The 16,382-nt window shown below is 51.5% G+C and carries 13 protein-coding genes and 1 pseudogene; 7 read left to right on the top strand and 7 right to left on the bottom strand.

What is annotated here, in order from left to right; translation table 11 throughout:
- Positions 1–22 precede the first annotated feature (22 nt).
- Positions 23–328: a hypothetical protein gene (locus tag ABIE16_RS12425; protein WP_429521291.1), complete on the bottom strand. Its 306-nt coding sequence runs from the start codon at positions 326–328 to the stop codon at positions 23–25.
- A 1,651-nt stretch (positions 329–1,979) separates the two neighbouring features.
- On the opposite strand from ABIE16_RS12425, the gene ABIE16_RS12430 reads away from it, so the two are divergent.
- The 3 genes from ABIE16_RS12430 (at position 1,980) to ABIE16_RS12440 (ending at position 6,924) form a co-directional block, all read left to right on the top strand.
- A complete protein-coding gene (locus ABIE16_RS12430) occupies positions 1,980–3,989 on the top strand; it encodes a CocE/NonD family hydrolase (protein ID WP_429521292.1) in 2,010 nt (669 codons plus the stop codon).
- Positions 3,990–4,259: 270 nt separating this feature from the next.
- The gene (locus ABIE16_RS12435; protein WP_429521293.1) at positions 4,260–5,432 is read left to right on the top strand and encodes a porin; all 1,173 of its coding nucleotides are present in this window, start codon (positions 4,260–4,262) and stop codon (positions 5,430–5,432) included.
- A gap of 22 nt (positions 5,433–5,454) precedes the next feature.
- The gene (locus ABIE16_RS12440; RefSeq protein ID WP_429521294.1) at positions 5,455–6,924 is read left to right on the top strand and encodes an APC family permease; all 1,470 of its coding nucleotides are present in this window, start codon (positions 5,455–5,457) and stop codon (positions 6,922–6,924) included.
- Between the two features lie 275 nt (positions 6,925–7,199).
- Here ABIE16_RS12440 and ABIE16_RS12445 read toward each other — a convergent pair.
- The 5 genes and pseudogenes from ABIE16_RS12445 to ABIE16_RS12465 all read right to left on the bottom strand — a co-directional run.
- Positions 7,200–7,376 (bottom strand): annotated as a pseudogene (locus tag ABIE16_RS12445) (histone-like nucleoid-structuring protein, MvaT/MvaU family); the annotation flags it as partial.
- Positions 7,377–7,513: 137 nt separating this feature from the next.
- Positions 7,514–7,957 carry a transposase domain-containing protein gene (locus ABIE16_RS12450; RefSeq protein ID WP_429521295.1) on the bottom strand — a complete coding sequence of 148 codons (444 nt, stop codon included), beginning with the start codon at positions 7,955–7,957 and terminating at the stop codon, positions 7,514–7,516.
- Positions 7,958–8,221: 264 nt separating this feature from the next.
- On the bottom strand, positions 8,222–9,676 hold the full coding sequence (locus ABIE16_RS12455) for an alanine/glycine:cation symporter family protein (protein ID WP_429521296.1): 1,455 nt from the start codon (positions 9,674–9,676) through the stop codon (positions 8,222–8,224).
- Between the two features lie 166 nt (positions 9,677–9,842).
- Entirely contained in the window at positions 9,843–10,652 is an 810-nt protein-coding gene (locus tag ABIE16_RS12460) for an alpha/beta fold hydrolase (protein ID WP_429521297.1), read from the bottom strand.
- A 156-nt stretch (positions 10,653–10,808) separates the two neighbouring features.
- The gene (locus tag ABIE16_RS12465; protein WP_429521298.1) at positions 10,809–11,702 is read right to left on the bottom strand and encodes a LysR family transcriptional regulator; all 894 of its coding nucleotides are present in this window, start codon (positions 11,700–11,702) and stop codon (positions 10,809–10,811) included.
- Between the two features lie 105 nt (positions 11,703–11,807).
- On the opposite strand from ABIE16_RS12465, the gene ABIE16_RS12470 reads away from it, so the two are divergent.
- From ABIE16_RS12470 to ABIE16_RS12485, 4 genes are read left to right on the top strand one after another with little or no spacing between them, the layout of a single operon-like run.
- Positions 11,808–12,473 carry an RraA family protein gene (locus tag ABIE16_RS12470; RefSeq protein WP_429521299.1) on the top strand — a complete coding sequence of 222 codons (666 nt, stop codon included), beginning with the start codon at positions 11,808–11,810 and terminating at the stop codon, positions 12,471–12,473.
- Positions 12,473–13,135: an RraA family protein gene (locus tag ABIE16_RS12475; protein WP_429521300.1), complete on the top strand. Its 663-nt coding sequence runs from the start codon at positions 12,473–12,475 to the stop codon at positions 13,133–13,135. The genes ABIE16_RS12470 and ABIE16_RS12475 overlap by 1 nt, the downstream gene beginning before the upstream one ends.
- A complete protein-coding gene (locus ABIE16_RS12480) occupies positions 13,135–13,773 on the top strand; it encodes an RraA family protein (RefSeq protein ID WP_429521301.1) in 639 nt (212 codons plus the stop codon). Before ABIE16_RS12475 ends, ABIE16_RS12480 begins: the two co-directional genes overlap by 1 nt.
- Positions 13,770–14,984 (top strand): pyridoxal phosphate-dependent aminotransferase, encoded by a 1,215-nt coding sequence (locus tag ABIE16_RS12485; protein WP_429521302.1) that lies wholly within the window; start codon positions 13,770–13,772, stop codon positions 14,982–14,984. Before ABIE16_RS12480 ends, ABIE16_RS12485 begins: the two co-directional genes overlap by 4 nt.
- A gap of 537 nt (positions 14,985–15,521) precedes the next feature.
- On the opposite strand, the gene ABIE16_RS12490 is transcribed toward ABIE16_RS12485, so the two are convergent.
- A complete protein-coding gene (locus ABIE16_RS12490; RefSeq protein WP_429521432.1) occupies positions 15,522–16,376 on the bottom strand; it encodes a methyl-accepting chemotaxis protein in 855 nt (284 codons plus the stop codon).
- Positions 16,377–16,382 lie beyond the last annotated feature (6 nt).

Raw genomic sequence — 16,382 nt, forward strand, 5'->3', positions numbered from 1 at the left:
AGGCCCTAATCGCTACGACACCCTACTTTTTAGAGGTTAGCCAACCTTGTTTTGCCAGCCGAAACACTGAGCTCCGAATTAGCTTTTCATTGATCCCGAGTGGCTCAAGGAGCATAACAAGGCTTCTAAGCCGTACAGTTCCGCTATTCGGCTCGATAGCACCGCCATACAGCGCAACAACCAACAACCAACAACCAACAACCAACAACCAACAACCAACAACCACAAGCGTACTCGAGCTGACACCTGCTCGTAAAAACGGATTATCAAATGATTCAGAGACGGGGAAAGAGACATGAAGCATCCGGATTTCTAGAAAGAAAAACATGAGATCATCATTTGTACACTTCCTTGCGCCAGGGTTAATTCGCCAATCCGGCTCAATGAAAGGATTGAACCTAAAATTTTAATTAGCCCTTTAGAAAAATTGAAATCAGTTGAAAAATTTTATTACTCAATTGCAATTTGAGCTTCCAATCCAGCTCGTCGCCAGCAACTGATGCAATCCTTCTGAACTGCAGAAGATCATGGGCCATTCTTAACGCTAAGCTTTCGTGCGTTTTTCCGAAAAAAAACACCATAGACAATTTCGCGAGAGACTCTAAAAAAGTGCCCAGCAGCATTGACAGTTTTTTTACAACTGTAGACCTGCATTGACCTTGGAGTCGCGAATTTTTTGATGAAATTTCAGATGGGTCGATGCGGGATTTTAAGTCGGGCCCTCCACAGCACCCTCCCCCCGACGGGGAAAGCGCTGCGGTGGACTTTTCACCAATGGAACAGGTGGCCAGCAATCTGGTAATACATGCGATTACCCGTCGCCCCTAGAAAGCTGGTGCCCCCCACCTGTGAGATAAACATATCAACGAATCGTTATTTGTGAGAATCAAATCTACGACGTGACAGTATGTACCCCCATCTCGACACTACAAAAGGCCTCGGATATGTTCGATGCACTTATTCATCCGGAGCGAACAAGCAATCTTAAGCCGCTCATTGGATCTTAATCTAAAAAGGTGATTCCAACGCCAAATTCGAACGTGAACGCCCCTCTTCCGGGAGCAGCCGCTGGGGGCGCTGCGGGTTCATGCTCCATTGGAGGCTACTCCAGACTTGGAGAAGCATGGGCGCTAATTGAGTTGCCGTTCGGCGGGCAATTGATCATAGGCGAATGGACACCTCTAGGCGTGCGATCACGACTTCAACCTACTTCGCGCCGGTGAGCGTGACCGAAGACTCCTGATGGCCGGAAAAGCAAGGGGATCAGTGATGATTTAGCTGGGCAAAAAAGGACAGCGTCAAACTCAGCCTGAGAGCTTTGACGCGTGCCAATGCGCAGCTCAGGATTGTCAAATCGCACGTATCCCCCCCAAAAAAAGAGGTTACCTAATTGCATAACCTAAGACGTGGAAACCAAACGCATACGGAGGGTGACAGACCTCAAATTCTCATCCGCCACTGATACTGCGCAACGTCACTACGACACAACGATTCCTATGGTTTCAGAGGCTAAAAAGGGTGCATCAGATTTGACTAAGTCAAGCGCCAACCCAGCTGTATATTGAATTCAGCATTTTCTTCAGGGCTGAATGTCAAGGCTACACCGAGAATGGAAGATCCAAAATGGATCCATTGCGGTGTTGATTTCTCAGACACACAGCTACGCGAAAATCTCCAACAAAAAAAAGAAAAATATGATGATGTCGAACGATGTATCTGCCCAATCTAGAGCCTTTGGACTCTAAAAAATCTGAGGTTAGCATGCAGTCGAAATCGATACGCTCCAAGCACTCCATGTCCGCTGTATTGTTTTCAAGCGGAGCAGTTATGGTGCATTTCGATTGGAGAGAAAACGCTGCGTTGCCCTCGCGCGACCAATCCACCATGCTCTCGACCATCAGATTTTTTTGTGAATTTAGTACTCGCTCAGCTACGGATAAGCGAGTAATTGAACGCAGTTCGCATCACGTGGTGAGCATATGAATATCGTTACCGACTTCCCCCACACCGTCCGTGAGCTGGAGCACGTGTGGATAGAGATGAGAGACGGTACGAGGCTCGCCGCAAAAATTTGGCTACCAGATGACGCTGAAAGCTCCCCCGTACCAGCTGTATTTGAATATCTACCTTATCGGAAACGTGACGGTACTTCGGCTCGCGATGCCCTCACCCATCCCTGGATGGCCGGCCAAGGCTATGCATGCCTTAGAGTAGATATCAGAGGTAATGGCGAATCTGAAGGATTGATGCTCGACGAGTATCTTCCCCAAGAACAAGACGATGGTTTGGAAATCATAGACTGGATCTGCCGTCAGCCTTGGTCGAACGGCAGCGTCGGGATGATGGGGCTTTCATGGGGAGGTTTCAATTGCCTCCAGGTTGCTGCTCACAAACCGAAAGCCCTGAAAGCTGTCATCGCACTATGTGCAACAGATGACCGCTTTGGTGACGACGTCCATTATAAAGGCGGCAACCTGTTGATGAAGAATGCCGCCTGGTCAGCGACCATGCTTCATCTCTCCGCGGCAGTCCCAGACCCATTACTTGTGGGTTCGGAATGGAAAAGCCAATGGCTGAACCGTTTAAATAATATGCCGCTCTTGCTGGAGAACTGGTTAAGCCATCAAACACGTGACGCTTACTGGCGTCATGGGTCGGTATCTGAAGACTACACAGCGATCGAGGCTGCGGTTTATTGCATCAGCGGTTTATCCGATGCATATAGAAATAGCGTCCCCCGCCTTGTTCAAAAATTGAATTGCCCAAAAAAATCATTGATTGGCCCGTGGACTCACGAATACCCGCATCTCGCAGGCCCAGAGCCGACTATCGGCTTTCTGCAAGAAGCGAAAAAATGGTGGGATTACTGGCTGAAGGGTATCGAGAACGGAGTAATGGACGAGCCAAGCTCAACCTTCTACCTTCAAGACGCCCAACCACCTCGCTCTAGTTATACATCTAGACCAGGTCGCTGGATCCAAACCACAGGTTGGCCTACTGATGATGTTAAGTCGATATCCTTTTATTTGACTAAAAATAAACTTGGAAGCCGACCTGCAGAGTTAAGTGACAACATTTCTATCTGCTCGCCTCTTACAACTGGCCTTACTCAAGGTGAATTCTGCATATTAACAGCAGGGCCTCATGGCGCCACTGACCAACGTAGTGATGATGCGAAATCTTTGTGCTTTGACTCTGAACCATTGACATCAAATCTATCAATTTTGGGTCAAGTAAATCTTAGACTTAAAATTTCAGTAGATCGTCCATGCGGCCAAATCTTCATTCGTCTAAACGCAGTTTCGACAGGTGGTGAGTCTGCGCAGATCGCATCAGGATCGTTGAACCTTAATCATCGTGACGGCTTCGATATTATTCGCCCTCCAGTACCCGGGCAGCCATTTGACGTCAGCATCAATTTAGATTTCGCAGGCTATACCGTTATTGCAGGCCAAAAACTTCGTATCGCCATAAGTACATCCAGCTTCCCACTTTTATGGCCAAGTCGTGAACTAACGACGCTAACGGTATGTGCGGGACTGAACGAACTTCGAGTTCCTAGCTATGAAAGCGCCCTCTCCTGTAGTCCATTTGAGGAGCCTCAATATTCAACCCCAGAAGAGATTGAAACAATACGTGAGGCTTCCACGATTAGACGCATTACGGAAGACGTTGGATCCGGCGAGGTAAGTGTTGAAATTTCGGAGGATCACGGTGCTTATAGGTTTGCCTGTCACGGGTTGACCGTTGATCAGCATGGTATTGAAAAACATCAGATAACACATGATGACCCACTTTCAGCTTTTACAAGCGTTCAGTGGCAATACAAAGCCAGTCGGGACGACTGGAGCGTGCAGGTTAATAGCGAATTAACCCTCAGGGCTGACGCGGATTTTTTTTATATTCTGGCATCTCAAACAGCTCTGCTAGATGACGTAAAAATCCACAAAAAAACCTGGAATCGCAAAGTTTCGAGAATGGCCGTTTAGAGATGGGGGTAACCAAATGAGAAAATTCAAACTTTCAACACCCTAACACGATCATAGGTTTTTTATTCAAAGCCAATCTACTCCTCACCGAAATCCGAGTGTAAACCAGACCACATACCGATACTGCATTACCCATAATTACAAAGAGCACCATTACGGTTGTCAGAGACGCACGCCTGCACATTACCGGCGCCTGAATCTGAAGTAGGGAAACTTCGAACAGCCAAACAATACATCTGCCAATGCGTCACAAATCAATAAGAGGCGATTATGTATCATAAAATCAACAACGGGCTTTTCGTAGCGATGCTTTCCTTGGCCTCTGTCCAAGCATACGCAGTGCAAGTTACAGATAATTTACAACTCGGAGGCGCTATCCGAGCCAGGTACGATTACATACCTACCGACAATGTCGAAAACAGATTAGGGTTTGACGCAGCTGCATTGTTCGCGAGCTACAACTCAGACACTTGGATCGGGGATGTTAAATATTGGTTTTACGGCCGCTACTGGCCGTACCAATACACCGACAAAGTCGGAGACATCTCCTTTGCGCAAAACGCATGGGTTGGTTACAAATTCGACAAAGATCGTCATGTGGAGGTCGGCCTCAACCAAATCCCATTTGGCTTACAGCCATTATTTGGCAACACCTTCACTGAAACACTTGGGTATCTTATTGGACTGGAGGATACTTACGAGCTCGGCGCAAAATATGTCGAACAAAATGGCGACTGGAATTATCAAGTTGGGTACTACGCTCGCCCCGCTTGGCAAGGTAAGGGTACCAGTCGAGATGGCGTTGGATATTCCAATGTGATTGCTAAAGCTGATGATTACGTTCCTGAAGGTTCTAACAACCAAGAACGGAATGTTCTAGTTGGACGAATTGCTAAAAATATTGAATTAGGCGATTGGAAAATAGAGGCAGGGGCGTCACTTCTCACCTCCACTATTGAAAATACGGATACGAATGACAACGGTCGCAGGAATGTTTTTGGGCTACACTCAGTAGCGAAAACAGGACAATGGACTCTACAAGGTTTGGCTGCGAGACAGCAGATTTCAGCCAGAAACCCTGGAAATGATGACATCATCACTTACGGCGGGTACGATGCAAGCTTCAATGTAGCGACAAGGGCAAATCTCTATGTCGGCGAGGTGAGCTACGACATACCAGGCAGTTGGCTTGATGTGAATACAGTAAAATTATATGCCAACTACAGCATGTTGCAAAAATCCGGTGATGATTATAAAGATAGCCAACGTTATATTGTAGGTTCGTCATTCTACGTTGGAAGCCATTTGTACATTGCAGGAGAATGGTTGTTCGGACGCAATGATCCTTATGTAGGCGGCGAAAGCTTCACGGATGGATTAGCGGCTGGTGGAAGTAACCAATGGGACAATCAATTTACTATGAACATTGGCTATTACTTCTAAAATTGCGTATCGGAGCAATCACATGACAAATTCCAAAACCGCGACGACATCCACAGAGAATATAGACCAGGCAAATACCACCCTAAAAAAAGGTGGCCTGGGAACTTGGTCACTCATATTCTTCGTGATCTCTGCAACCGCGCCACTCACTTCATTAACTGGTATGTTCCCCCTAGGCGTAATGTACGGTAATGGCCTAGGCTTCCCAGTAGCATACTTGCTCGCGATGTTTGTCCTTCTTGCTTTCTCAGTCGGATATACCTCTATGATCCGTTACGTGAAAAATGCCGGTGCATTCTATGCATTAGTCACGCGCGGTTTGAACGGCCAAGTAGGAGGCGCGGTAGCAGTTGTAATGCTCGTGGCTTACAACAGTGGGCAGATTGCTATGCAGGGTCTGTTTGGGGTTGCATCCGCTGGCTTTATGCAAACTTATTTTGGAGTTGACCTTCCCTGGTGGGCATATAGCTTTTTCGCGATCGCGGCGATTGGATTTCTCGGCTATAGAAAAGTGGACTTTTCCCTGATGGTACTTGGAGTATTGGTACTAGGGGAGTTCCTTATTGTGGTGATGATAAATGCAGGCATTATAAGCTCTGTTGGAACGAATTATTCGTTCAGCGCATTTGAAACTGAAAGTGTACTGTCAGGCTCTATGTCTTTAGCGCTCCTAATGGCTATGGGTTCCTTCCTTGGTTTTGAAGCTACAGCTCTTTATAGCGAAGAGACAAAAAACCCAGCTAAAACTATTCCCCGCGCTACATATCTTTCACTCCTTATCATCGGGATATTTTACTGCATTTCTGGTCTCAGCATCGTTAATGGCATGGGCATTGACAAAGTTCTGACTGTATTCCCTTCACTGGCTGATCCAACCCAATACATTTATCAATTGGCCGATCAATACGTATCGAGCAACTTCAGCATTTATGTGCGATTCCTGCTGATCACCAGTACGTTTGCATCACTGCTTGCCTTCCACAACGCAGCTGCTCGCTACTTTTTTGTACTGGGACGCGAAGGAATTCTTCATAAGAGCGTAGGTGTCACCCATCGCGATCACATGAGTCCACATATTGGTTCAGTGCTTCAATCCGTCATTGCGATTGCAGTTGTCAGTGTATTTGCGATCGGTCAGCTAGACCCAATGGCCACCCTATTTGCCTGGTTGGGGAGCATTGGCATCCTAGGGATCATTGCCATGACTAGCGTTGTTTCAATTGCGGTTATTGTATTTTTCCTAAGAAACTCTGAACTTGGCGTGAGCTTTGTAAAAGCCATCCTATTTCCAGTGATTTCGGCAGTTCTACTAGCTTTCATCTCTTTCAGCATCGCAGTTAACTTTTCGATGTTCTCAGGCGCTACGGGGTTTATCGGCATCGCGCTTCCATCCCTGATCCCCATCGCGGCTGTAGTTGGATGGGTACGCGCAACTCGGTTGAAAAAAACTAATCTACCGAAATACAATGAGATGGGCTCTAATAAATACTAACCAACCGCTTCAGACTGGTATTTTATGCGAATCCTAAAAAAGGGTCACTGATGTAGGATTGAAGCCCGGTAGTAGTTTACTGGGCTTCATCATTTATGCCACACGACGGTCGCTGATCAGTCTAGTTCACTTTTACTGATCAGGAATGTGAAAGAACTAGGCTTGATGCCGGCAAGAAGTGCGCTACTGCTCGGAATACTTCCGACCCTGCCAACATCCCAAGAGCTGAGCCGACAAAAAGGGCCGCCAAAGGCCCTTTCGTACTCGAACCAAAATCACTTGGTCAGCCAAGACTCTACAGTCGTGGAGCCGTATTCAGCTTTCCACTCCTTCAGCGTTTTGTGATTTCCGCCTTTGTTTTCGACGACTTCGCCAGCGTATGGGTTTTTGTAGACCTTTACCTAGCGCGGTTTGCGGCTGGCGACTTTGGACTTTACGGCTGGAGCACGACGAGCCAGGCCCATTGGGCCCGAAGGAGCGATCTCTCCATGTACGTCACCCCGCTGCTTAGCTCTGGTCATGCGATGAGCCAGCTTCATTTCGTTACTGCGATAGCTGTCAAAGGCACTGCCGATCCACAAATGACTGGTCAGCTCCATTTGGCAGACCATGCGTACCTGAGGAAAGCCGGCATCGCCATGCTTGTTACTGGCGGAGTCGTAACGCGCACGGTTTTCGGGTGTATCGGGCGTTCGCCAGACGACACCATCGACTCCAGCAAACGCAACCCGGCCCAAGTCGGATGGCCCGCCGCTTCATACCAGTTTTTCTGAGTCAGATCGAGGACGTGTCGTAAGGCCTCGCTGCCCAGCCGCTGACGGGCCTGAACTACGGCGCTGGGCGCAACCAGCGGACGTTGTTGCCCAGGCAACATGATGTTCACACGACTGACCAGATCCCACGCCGACATGCGCCGAAAAAACACCATGGAGATGACGCACCAAAGCATCAACTCCAAAGGTAAGCAACGCTTGCGCAGTGTGGCGACACCGGCCTGATCCAAGGCCTGCTCGACCAGAAAGGGGTCTAGCAACGAGTCCAATCCTTGAGGGAGTCGGGAGTCGAGACGAAGTTGTGGGTCAGTTCCAGTTCCAGTGCCCGAGCCAGACGCATAAAAAATCCGATGCCTATTCAGGCATCGGATTTTGATTTCTTGCGGCCAAAGGTCAAGCAATTAGGCTTAACTGATCGGCATTACCCTTCAAGGCCCTTTTTTGCTCAAACCTGTATCACCTGCTCAGCTAAGACTCGACATTGCCAAGAAAGAACCCAATTACCCGAACGGGAATGCTTGATTTCATCTTTGCATTGCGGATGTAACTGGCTGAGCTGCAGACTCAAAAACATTGTTGTTCTGTGTTGCCCGAGGCGGCCAAGCTTGAAAATCTAAATCAAGATCCTTGAACTGACTGGAATCGAAAACTGGCGTCTTGATGCCGGCTTTGCGTTGCTGATCATAGTCACGCAGCAAGCGCAGGCCGACCTTGAACAACAACGCGAGGGCGATCAGATTCACAAAGGCTAGCAACGTCATGGTGATATCGGCGAAGGCGAAAACCGTATCCAAATTCTGGACAGCCCCCCAAAGGATTAACAGCAACACCAAACCACGATAGACAATGATCGCCGCGCGCTTGTCACCAAGTAAAAAACGGAGATTGTTCTCGCCCAGATAGTAGTTGTATAGGATCGAAGTGAAGACAAACAGAGCCAACGCCACGCTGATGAACGTGCGCCCCCAGTCTCCGACCACTGCTGCGAGTGCGTTCTGTGTCAGTACCAAGCCGTCACCTTCGAAACCTGGCGTGTAAAAGCCCGACAGAAGAATCAGCAGCGCCGTGCAGGTACAGATCACAAAGGTGTCTAGAAAAACGCTGAACGCCTGAACCACCCCTTGAGCAGCTGGGTGATCCACTTTCGCCACTGCGGCTACGTTCGGAGCGCTGCCCAGTCCAGCCTCGTTGGCAAACACGCCACGCTTAACGCCCATGACAATGGCACTGCCGACCAGGCCGGCAAATGCTTGATCCAGACCGAAGGCGCTTTTAAAGATGGTCATCAACATGCCAGGGACATGATCAAATTGAAGCACAATCACATATACGGTAACGCCAATGTAGGCCAAGGTCTTTACTGGTACCAACAAGTCCGAAACTGCAGCGATACGTTTGATTCCGCCGATGAAAACCAAGCCAAGCAATACAGCAATCACCACACCGGAGTAGGTGGTAGAGAAACCGAACGCATTATTCAGCGAGTGAGTCACTGCATGAGATTGCAGCCCATTGAATGCAAAACCGAAGGTTACCAGCAGCAACAAGGCCATGATTTTTCCAAGCCAGGCTTGTTTCAATCCGTACTGGATGTAATACGACGGCCCACCGCGAAACTGCCCCTTGGAATCGCACCGTTTGTACAGTTGCCCCAAACTACATTCAAAGAAGCTGGTGGACATACCCACCAGCGCGGTCACCCACATCCAGAACACCGCGCCAGGCCCGCCCAGCGTCACCGCCAATCCGACACCGGCAATATTTCCCGCGCCCACACGACCCGCCAGGCTGAGCATTAACGCTTGGAATGAGCTGATCTGGCCCGCACTCTTCTGAACGCTATCGCGAAAAACACTGAACATATGTAGGAAATGGCGGAACTGCACAAAGCGCGAACGGATGGTGAAGTAGCCACCTAGGCCCACGATAAGCACGATCAGCAGCTTTCCAGAAAGAAAGTTGTTAATGACTTCAAGCATGATTTGAACCTCTTGTTGTTATAGGTTTCAAGCGTGCACGCACCCTTACAAGCCACTGAAGGGGGCACGTGAAATGGTTGAACTTGCTTTTCGAATCGCAACCACCAAGCCTGTCAGGCTCCCGCGAAGTATTTGGGAGCGCTCAAGACGACCAGACTTATCCGGATTAGCTGCTGGTTAGGAAATCAGCGATTTGGCTCCACATCGCGATCGGGTTGGAATACATAGGAAAGTGTCCGCAGGCGGGAATTTGCGCCAGGCGTACGCCCTGAGCCTGGATATGCGGAAGATAGGACAGTGACGCGTTCTGCTCGCCGTACATGAACATTCGCGGGCACTTCAAGCCAAGAAATTTACCCATCAGATCGGCGTTGTCGGACAGATTGACCATCGACTCGAAAATCCCTCGTACTGCCTCTGCACGCACCTTGTGTCTCAAGCTCGCCGAATACAATGCGCTGGCATATGCCGGGGCGTGCCTGGCACGTTCGATGAAGGCCGCGAAAAATGCCTCGGGATCATTACTCGGATAGTCGACGATCTGGCGGCTGAGGAAGCAATCCTCCGGAGCAATATTGCCCTCTATATCGACGAAAGTGATTACCCGCTCCGGGAACTGATGGGCCAGCATCAAAGCAGTCAACCCGCCCATGGAGTGACCGACCAGATGGAAGCGCTCGATATCGAAATGCTCCAGCACCTGCAGTGCCACCTGCATCAAAAATGGGATGGAAACCTTGGACAGGTCACTGCACTGGCTTTCACCGCATCCGGGGGCGTCGTAGGCTATGAAGGGATGACCGACGAACTCCGCCTGCAGCGCGATATCGGCATAGTCCTCTTTGGTCGAACCAAAACCATGCAGGAATACAATCGGCGCCAAGTCGCCCTTCCTGTGAATGGCGGCGACGTTCAGCTGGACACCCTCTACCGTGAGAGGGAGTTGCGTGTGAGTGAACGTTTCGGATGAGGACACGTTAATAGCTCCTTGAACGAAAAGGATTACCGCCGCATGAGAGTTGCTGGCAGTCAGATATGCAATTTCAAGGGATTCGTGCGTTCTGTAAAATCCTGATTGTGGAAGGCTTTGATACGCTAAACCTATCAGCAAATTTTCGCGTTCCTTATCTCCTCACGCCTTAGCCCGAAACCGTGCAACGACTTCATCTACTAGCGGATTGGGCCGATCTGCATTCCAGGCAACCGCCGTGGTTACGACATTTAGCCTCTGGCTCAACGCTCGAAATACGACATTGTTGGGCGCCAGTTTTTTTAGTGACGCCGGTACCAATGCGATACCTTGGCCATAGCTGACAAAAGCAATCTGCGAAGCGACTGAACGTACTTCATGCAACACGCGAGGGGAAAAACCGCTGGCTCGGCAGGTGGCGATCAAATTGTCGAAATACACCGGACTTACTTTTCGGGCAAACATCACCAAAGGCTCGTTGGACAAACTGGATAGGCTGATTCGCGTGCGTGAAGCTAAGGCATGATCGCTCGGTAAGGCTACTACCAGGCGATCTTCCAGCAGCGGCAGTGAATCGACCGACCCGCCGAGATCACCGTCCAGTCGGGCGAATGCCAGGTCGATGTCTCCGGCCTCAAGTGCTGGAACAGCCTCGACGCTGTCGATTTCCCGCACGGATACCGTCAAGTGCGGGTAATCGTTTTTCAATTGCTCGATCAGGCCCGGTAAAACGTCGAACATCGCTGTGGATATCGCGCCAATAGTCAACATCCCCGACTGCCCCGCCACTGCTTCTTCCACCGCCAACTCCAATCGCTCGAGTTGCTCAGCGAATTTGCGCACCGCAGGCAAAATTGCCGCCCCCACTGGCGTTAATTTCGCTCCGCGTCGAGATCGCTCGAATAGCGTGACCTTCAGCGCTTGCTCCAGCACCTGAATCTGTTCGCTCAGGGGCGGTTGAGACATGCCTAGGCGCTTGGCAGCACGCCCAAAGTTCTGCTCTTCGGCAACGGCAAGAAAAAGCCAGAGGTGACGGATCAGACGGAAATTGATCATGATTAATCCATAGGTTTAACGTATCTGATACTTCTGTGATTAGTAATATACCTATCAAATTGTCTAACTGACACTGGAAGCCTCCGCCACTAAAGGGGCTCCCCCATGACCAATAAAAGTTTGCTGGATCGCTTGGCAACTCTAGATACCAATACGGTGTCCGACGCGCTCGACTTCCTCGGCCTGCCGGGTGCCACCGTCGGGCTACGCCCGCTGTGGAACTGCCCGAAAATCGTCGGTCGAGCCAGTACCGTTCTGCTCGCACCTAAATCTGACAACGCCCCCACTGTGCACCTGATTACACCCGTGGTTGAACAGATCGACACAGACGATCGTGTGCTAGTGATTGCTGGTGGTATCGAAGGCATATCCTGTTGGGGCGACATTCTCGCCAACGCGTCGGCGCGCAAACAGGTACGCGGCACGGTCATCGACGGTTTCAGTCGTGACATCGAAGGCAGCGAATCGATTGGCTACCCGGTTTTTGGCCGTGGGGTCACCATGATCAGCGCGCGCAACCGAGTGGTTCAGATCGACTCTGCAGTGACGATCAACATCGCCGGCGTCAAGGTCAGTGAAGACGACTACGTCATCGCCGATCAATGCGGAACCGTGTTCGTGACCCAGGCTTACATTGAGAAGGTTGTGGATCTTGGCGAGCGTATTTCCCGCCGCCAGGACGGCATGGTTGAAGCTGTCCGCAGCGGACGCTCGGTGGCCGAAGTCATGCATGACACCCAGTTCGAAGCTATTCACGTGGAGCGCACCTGATGAACATCGATGATCAAGCACTGGTTGCCCTGTTCGAGGGCCTCGACACGCCTGGCGTCTCTGATGCCCTGGACAAGCTTGGCCTGCCGGGTCAATGCCTCGGCATAGCGCCGCTCGACAACTACAGCAAGGTCATCGTCGGCCCAGCGTTCACCGTGCAGTACGTCTCGGCGAGCGTGCCACCCGGCACCGTAGGAGACTTCATCGAAGACGTAGCCGTGGGCGATGTGGTGGTTATCGACAATGGCGGCCGCACTGACTGCACGGTCTGGGGCGACATCATGACCCAGTACGCCGGTAGCCGAAAAATCGCCGCCACGGTCATCGATGGTGTGTGCCGTGACGTTAACAAAGCTCTGGGCGACGGCTATCCGATTTTTAGCAAGGGCCGTTTCATGCGTACAGGTAAAGACCGAGTACAGGTTCAGTCGGTCAACCAGCCGGTGTCGATTGGCACTGCACGGGTCTGCGCCCGAGACATTGTTGTTGCTGACGCCAATGGCGTGGTGATAGTGCCGCGCGACCGGGCCGCTGAAGTGGCCGACTGTGCCCGCCAAATCGAAGCTGTTGAAGCCGACATTCGCACGATGATTGGTCAAGGAAAAACCCTTAAAGAAGCCCGCGACGCGCTGGGCTACCACGGCCTGCAGAGGAAAATCTGATGACTACGCTCACACTCCCCTTGAATTTCCACGAACAGGCAAAAGTGTTGGGCAGCTCAACACTGTATGAAGCCTCACATCTCCCATGCGCGGTGGACAGTGCAATTCGCCCAGTCTGGGACGGTGCTTTTATCGCCGCACCGGCCTTCCCGCTGGAGTGTTCACCAGGTGACAATCTCTCTTTGCACCTGGCGATGGAGCGCGTACCTCGTGGCAGCGTGCTGGTCGTCGGCACCGGTAATTTTATTGCCGGCTACTGGGGCGAAGTGCTCACCGTGGCAGCCGAGGCAGCTGGAGTGGTCGGTTTGATAATTGATGGTGGCGTCCGTGATATTGCGGCCTTGAAAAAGCGACAGTTTCCCGTGTTCGCCCGAGGTATATCACTCAAAGGCACCGTCAAGGCGAGCGCTCCATCTGTCGGACAAGCTTTCAATTTCGCCGGAGCCATGGTGGCTCCGGGCGATCTGGTGGTAGCTGACGATGATGGCGTCATCATCATTCCCATTGCGGATGCGCCCCGTACCTTTGCTGAAGGGGAAGCCCGAGCTAGCAAGGAAGCTGAGATGATGCAGGCATTGACCGAAGGCCGATCGACTCTTGAACTGATGAACCTGACTGAGTGGAGAAACCGCGCATGACCGCCGATATCCAGCGGCTCAATCAGCGACTGGCGGATGCACAACCTTCCGCAACATACAGAATCATCGATCGGGTGGCTGAGCGCCGGGCGCAAGGTGCAAAAATCATTTCACTCTGCGCCGGCGAGCCTGACTTTGATACACCCAAACATGTGCGTGAAGCGGCGATTCAAGCTATTGAAAACGGCCATACTCGCTACACTCAAGTCGCCGGCGCGCGTTCACTGCGAGAAGCGGTAGCCGCTAAATTCCGTCGCGAGAACGGCCTGGACGTCACTTGGCAAGACACCCTCGTCTGTAACGGTGGAAAGCAGGTGATCTATAACGCCTTGGCCGCGACCCTCAACGAAGGTGACCAGGTCATCGTGCCGGCACCGTACTGGGTCAGCTACCCGGAAATGGTTCAACTGTGCGGCGGTGAAGCGCGGATCGTGACGTGCGATGCCGACACTGGCTTCAAATTGACGCCCGCCGCACTGGCCGAAGCGATCAACCCGCAGACCCGATGGCTGATCCTCAATTCGCCGTCTAACCCGACAGGTGCGGTGTACAGCCGGGATGAGTTGCAAGCCCTGGCCGACGTCTTACTGGCACATCCCCACGTGCTGATTCTGGCTGATGACATCTACGAACATCTGATCTTCGATGATCAAGTATTCCTGACCCTAGCTCAAGTCGAACCGAGACTGGCGCCGCGAACCTTGACCATGAATGGTGTTTCCAAGGCGTATGCTATGACCGGCTGGCGCATCGGTTTTGCCACCGGGCCGCGTTGGTTGTTGGAAGCGATGGAAAAGCTGCAGGGGCAACAAACCTCTGGGGCCAGCTCGATCTCGCAGCAGGCCGCACTCGCCGCGTTGGAAGGCCCGAAGGATTTCATCCAAGAAAGCCGTGCTGTTTTTCAGAAGCGTCGTGATTTGATGGTGACGCTATTGAACGACACGCCAGGTCTTAAATGCGTTAGTCCCGCCGGGGCGTTCTACGCGTTCGCTTCCTGTGCAGGGCTAATCGGCCGCACCTCTCCAGGTGGTCGTGTGTTGCATACCGATGAGGATGTCGCTCACGCACTGTTAGACGAAGCCGATGTGGCGGTAGTTCATGGCAGTGCATTCGGCCTTGGCCCCTACATTCGCATTGCCTATGCTTTGGACGACACCTCGTTACGCAAAGCTTGCGACGCTATTCGCGCATTCTGTAACGCTCTGCATTGACTTGGACATAAACAACAAAAACCGGCAATGACCGGTTTTTGTTTGCCCATCGAAGAGATCAAATCGTTGACTTGCGAGGTAGCTTTGTCTCCTTAAGAGTAAGCAAAAACCCGTACTGAACTGTTCCTGGCACCTCTGATAGACGTTACCCCCCTTTCTTCGTAGTCTTCGCCGTCAGTTCTTCACATCTTGGTTAAGCCTGATCCTGTCGCTCATCTTGGAGTAGCTCAGTAGATTTACAACGGCGTAGCTGCTCATCGAAAACGCCGTTATGACCGCTTACCATGCACGCTCGTTGACGTACTTCAGCCCAGAGTTGATTTCCACATAGATACCGCCGACTAACGAGTCAAGGTGAGCCAGGAAAGTTGAATCAAGGGCAATCTGATCACGGCGACTAGCACACAACGATTGAGACTCTGACAAATCATGCGACGAGAATAATTACCTGAGCATATCCAACTTCCCTGCGTACTCCTAGCGCCCTACATTTACGCCTGCATGAATTGTCGTGATAGCGTCACAAGTTAAGACAAGCTAGAACTTGAAGCGCCCCACCAGCCCCTTCAGTTGATTAGAGATACCCGTCAAGCGATCCGATCCGGTATGCGCCGAATGCGCAAACCTTTCGACCAACTGGGCATCGGCATGGATTTGTGCAATGTGTCGGTTGATATCTTCGGCCACCTGATGCTGCTCCTCTGCTGCCGTGGCGATCTGCGCGTTCTGGTCGCGAATCGAGTCCACCGAGTCGCGGATCTTGTCAAAACTGTCGCGCGCCTGCTGGATACATTCAACGCTGGTTTGCGACACCTCCAGGCTCCGTTGCATCTGCTGGGTAACCTCCTTAGTTCGCCGCGAGAAGTTGCCGAGCAAGCTGTCGATCTCGCCGGTTGAGTCTGCAGTGCGTCGTGCCAAGGCGCGTACTTCGTCGGCCACCACCGCAAATCCACGGCCCTGGTCGCCGGCGCGCGCCGCCTCAATGGCGGCATTGAGGGCCAACAGATTGGTCTGTTCCGCGATCGAACGAATGGTGTCGAGGATGGTGTTGATGTTCTTACTGTCCTGCTCGAGCATCTGCATGGTACCTGCCGACTGCTGCAGGTCGTCACTCAATTTAAGAACGCTGCCCGTGGCCTCACCAATGTGCCGTTGCCCGTCGTGCACCTCTCGATAACCGACGTCCGCGCTGGAAGCTGCATGACTGCAAGAGCGGGCCACTTCGTTAGAGGTAGCGACCATCTCGTTGAAAGCTGTGCTCACCAACTCAACTGCTTCGCGCTGGCGGACTGCGGCGTTGTTCATGTTACTGGCCACTTGACTGGTGTCCGCAGCGACCTCTTGCAAATCGGAGGAAGCGCTGCCGATGCGCCGCATCAGTTGCGCAATCATGCCAAG

This window comes from Pseudomonas sp. 2725 (assembly GCF_050434585.1).
Taxonomy (GTDB): Bacteria; Pseudomonadota; Gammaproteobacteria; order Pseudomonadales; family Pseudomonadaceae; genus Aquipseudomonas; species Aquipseudomonas jessenii.

Bases quoted from the DNA above. Each gene is read 5' to 3' on its own strand.
- ABIE16_RS12440 (WP_429521294.1), top strand. From the start codon at position 5,455: ATGACAAATTCCAAAACCGCGACGACATCCACAGAGAATATAGACCAG.
- ABIE16_RS12470 (WP_429521299.1), top strand. From the start codon at position 11,808: ATGACCAATAAAAGTTTGCTGGATCGCTTGGCAACTCTAGATACCAAT.
- ABIE16_RS12455 (WP_429521296.1), bottom strand. From the start codon at position 9,676: ATGCTTGAAGTCATTAACAACTTTCTTTCTGGAAAGCTGCTGATCGTG.
- ABIE16_RS12425 (WP_429521291.1), bottom strand. From the start codon at position 328: ATGTTTTTCTTTCTAGAAATCCGGATGCTTCATGTCTCTTTCCCCGTC.
- ABIE16_RS12465 (WP_429521298.1), bottom strand. From the start codon at position 11,702: ATGATCAATTTCCGTCTGATCCGTCACCTCTGGCTTTTTCTTGCCGTT.
- ABIE16_RS12435 (WP_429521293.1), top strand. From the start codon at position 4,260: ATGTATCATAAAATCAACAACGGGCTTTTCGTAGCGATGCTTTCCTTG.
- ABIE16_RS12430 (WP_429521292.1), top strand. From the start codon at position 1,980: ATGAATATCGTTACCGACTTCCCCCACACCGTCCGTGAGCTGGAGCAC.
- ABIE16_RS12490 (WP_429521432.1), bottom strand. From the start codon at position 16,376: ATGATTGCGCAACTGATGCGGCGCATCGGCAGCGCTTCCTCCGATTTG.
- ABIE16_RS12475 (WP_429521300.1), top strand. From the start codon at position 12,473: ATGAACATCGATGATCAAGCACTGGTTGCCCTGTTCGAGGGCCTCGAC.
- ABIE16_RS12480 (WP_429521301.1), top strand. From the start codon at position 13,135: ATGACTACGCTCACACTCCCCTTGAATTTCCACGAACAGGCAAAAGTG.
- ABIE16_RS12485 (WP_429521302.1), top strand. From the start codon at position 13,770: ATGACCGCCGATATCCAGCGGCTCAATCAGCGACTGGCGGATGCACAA.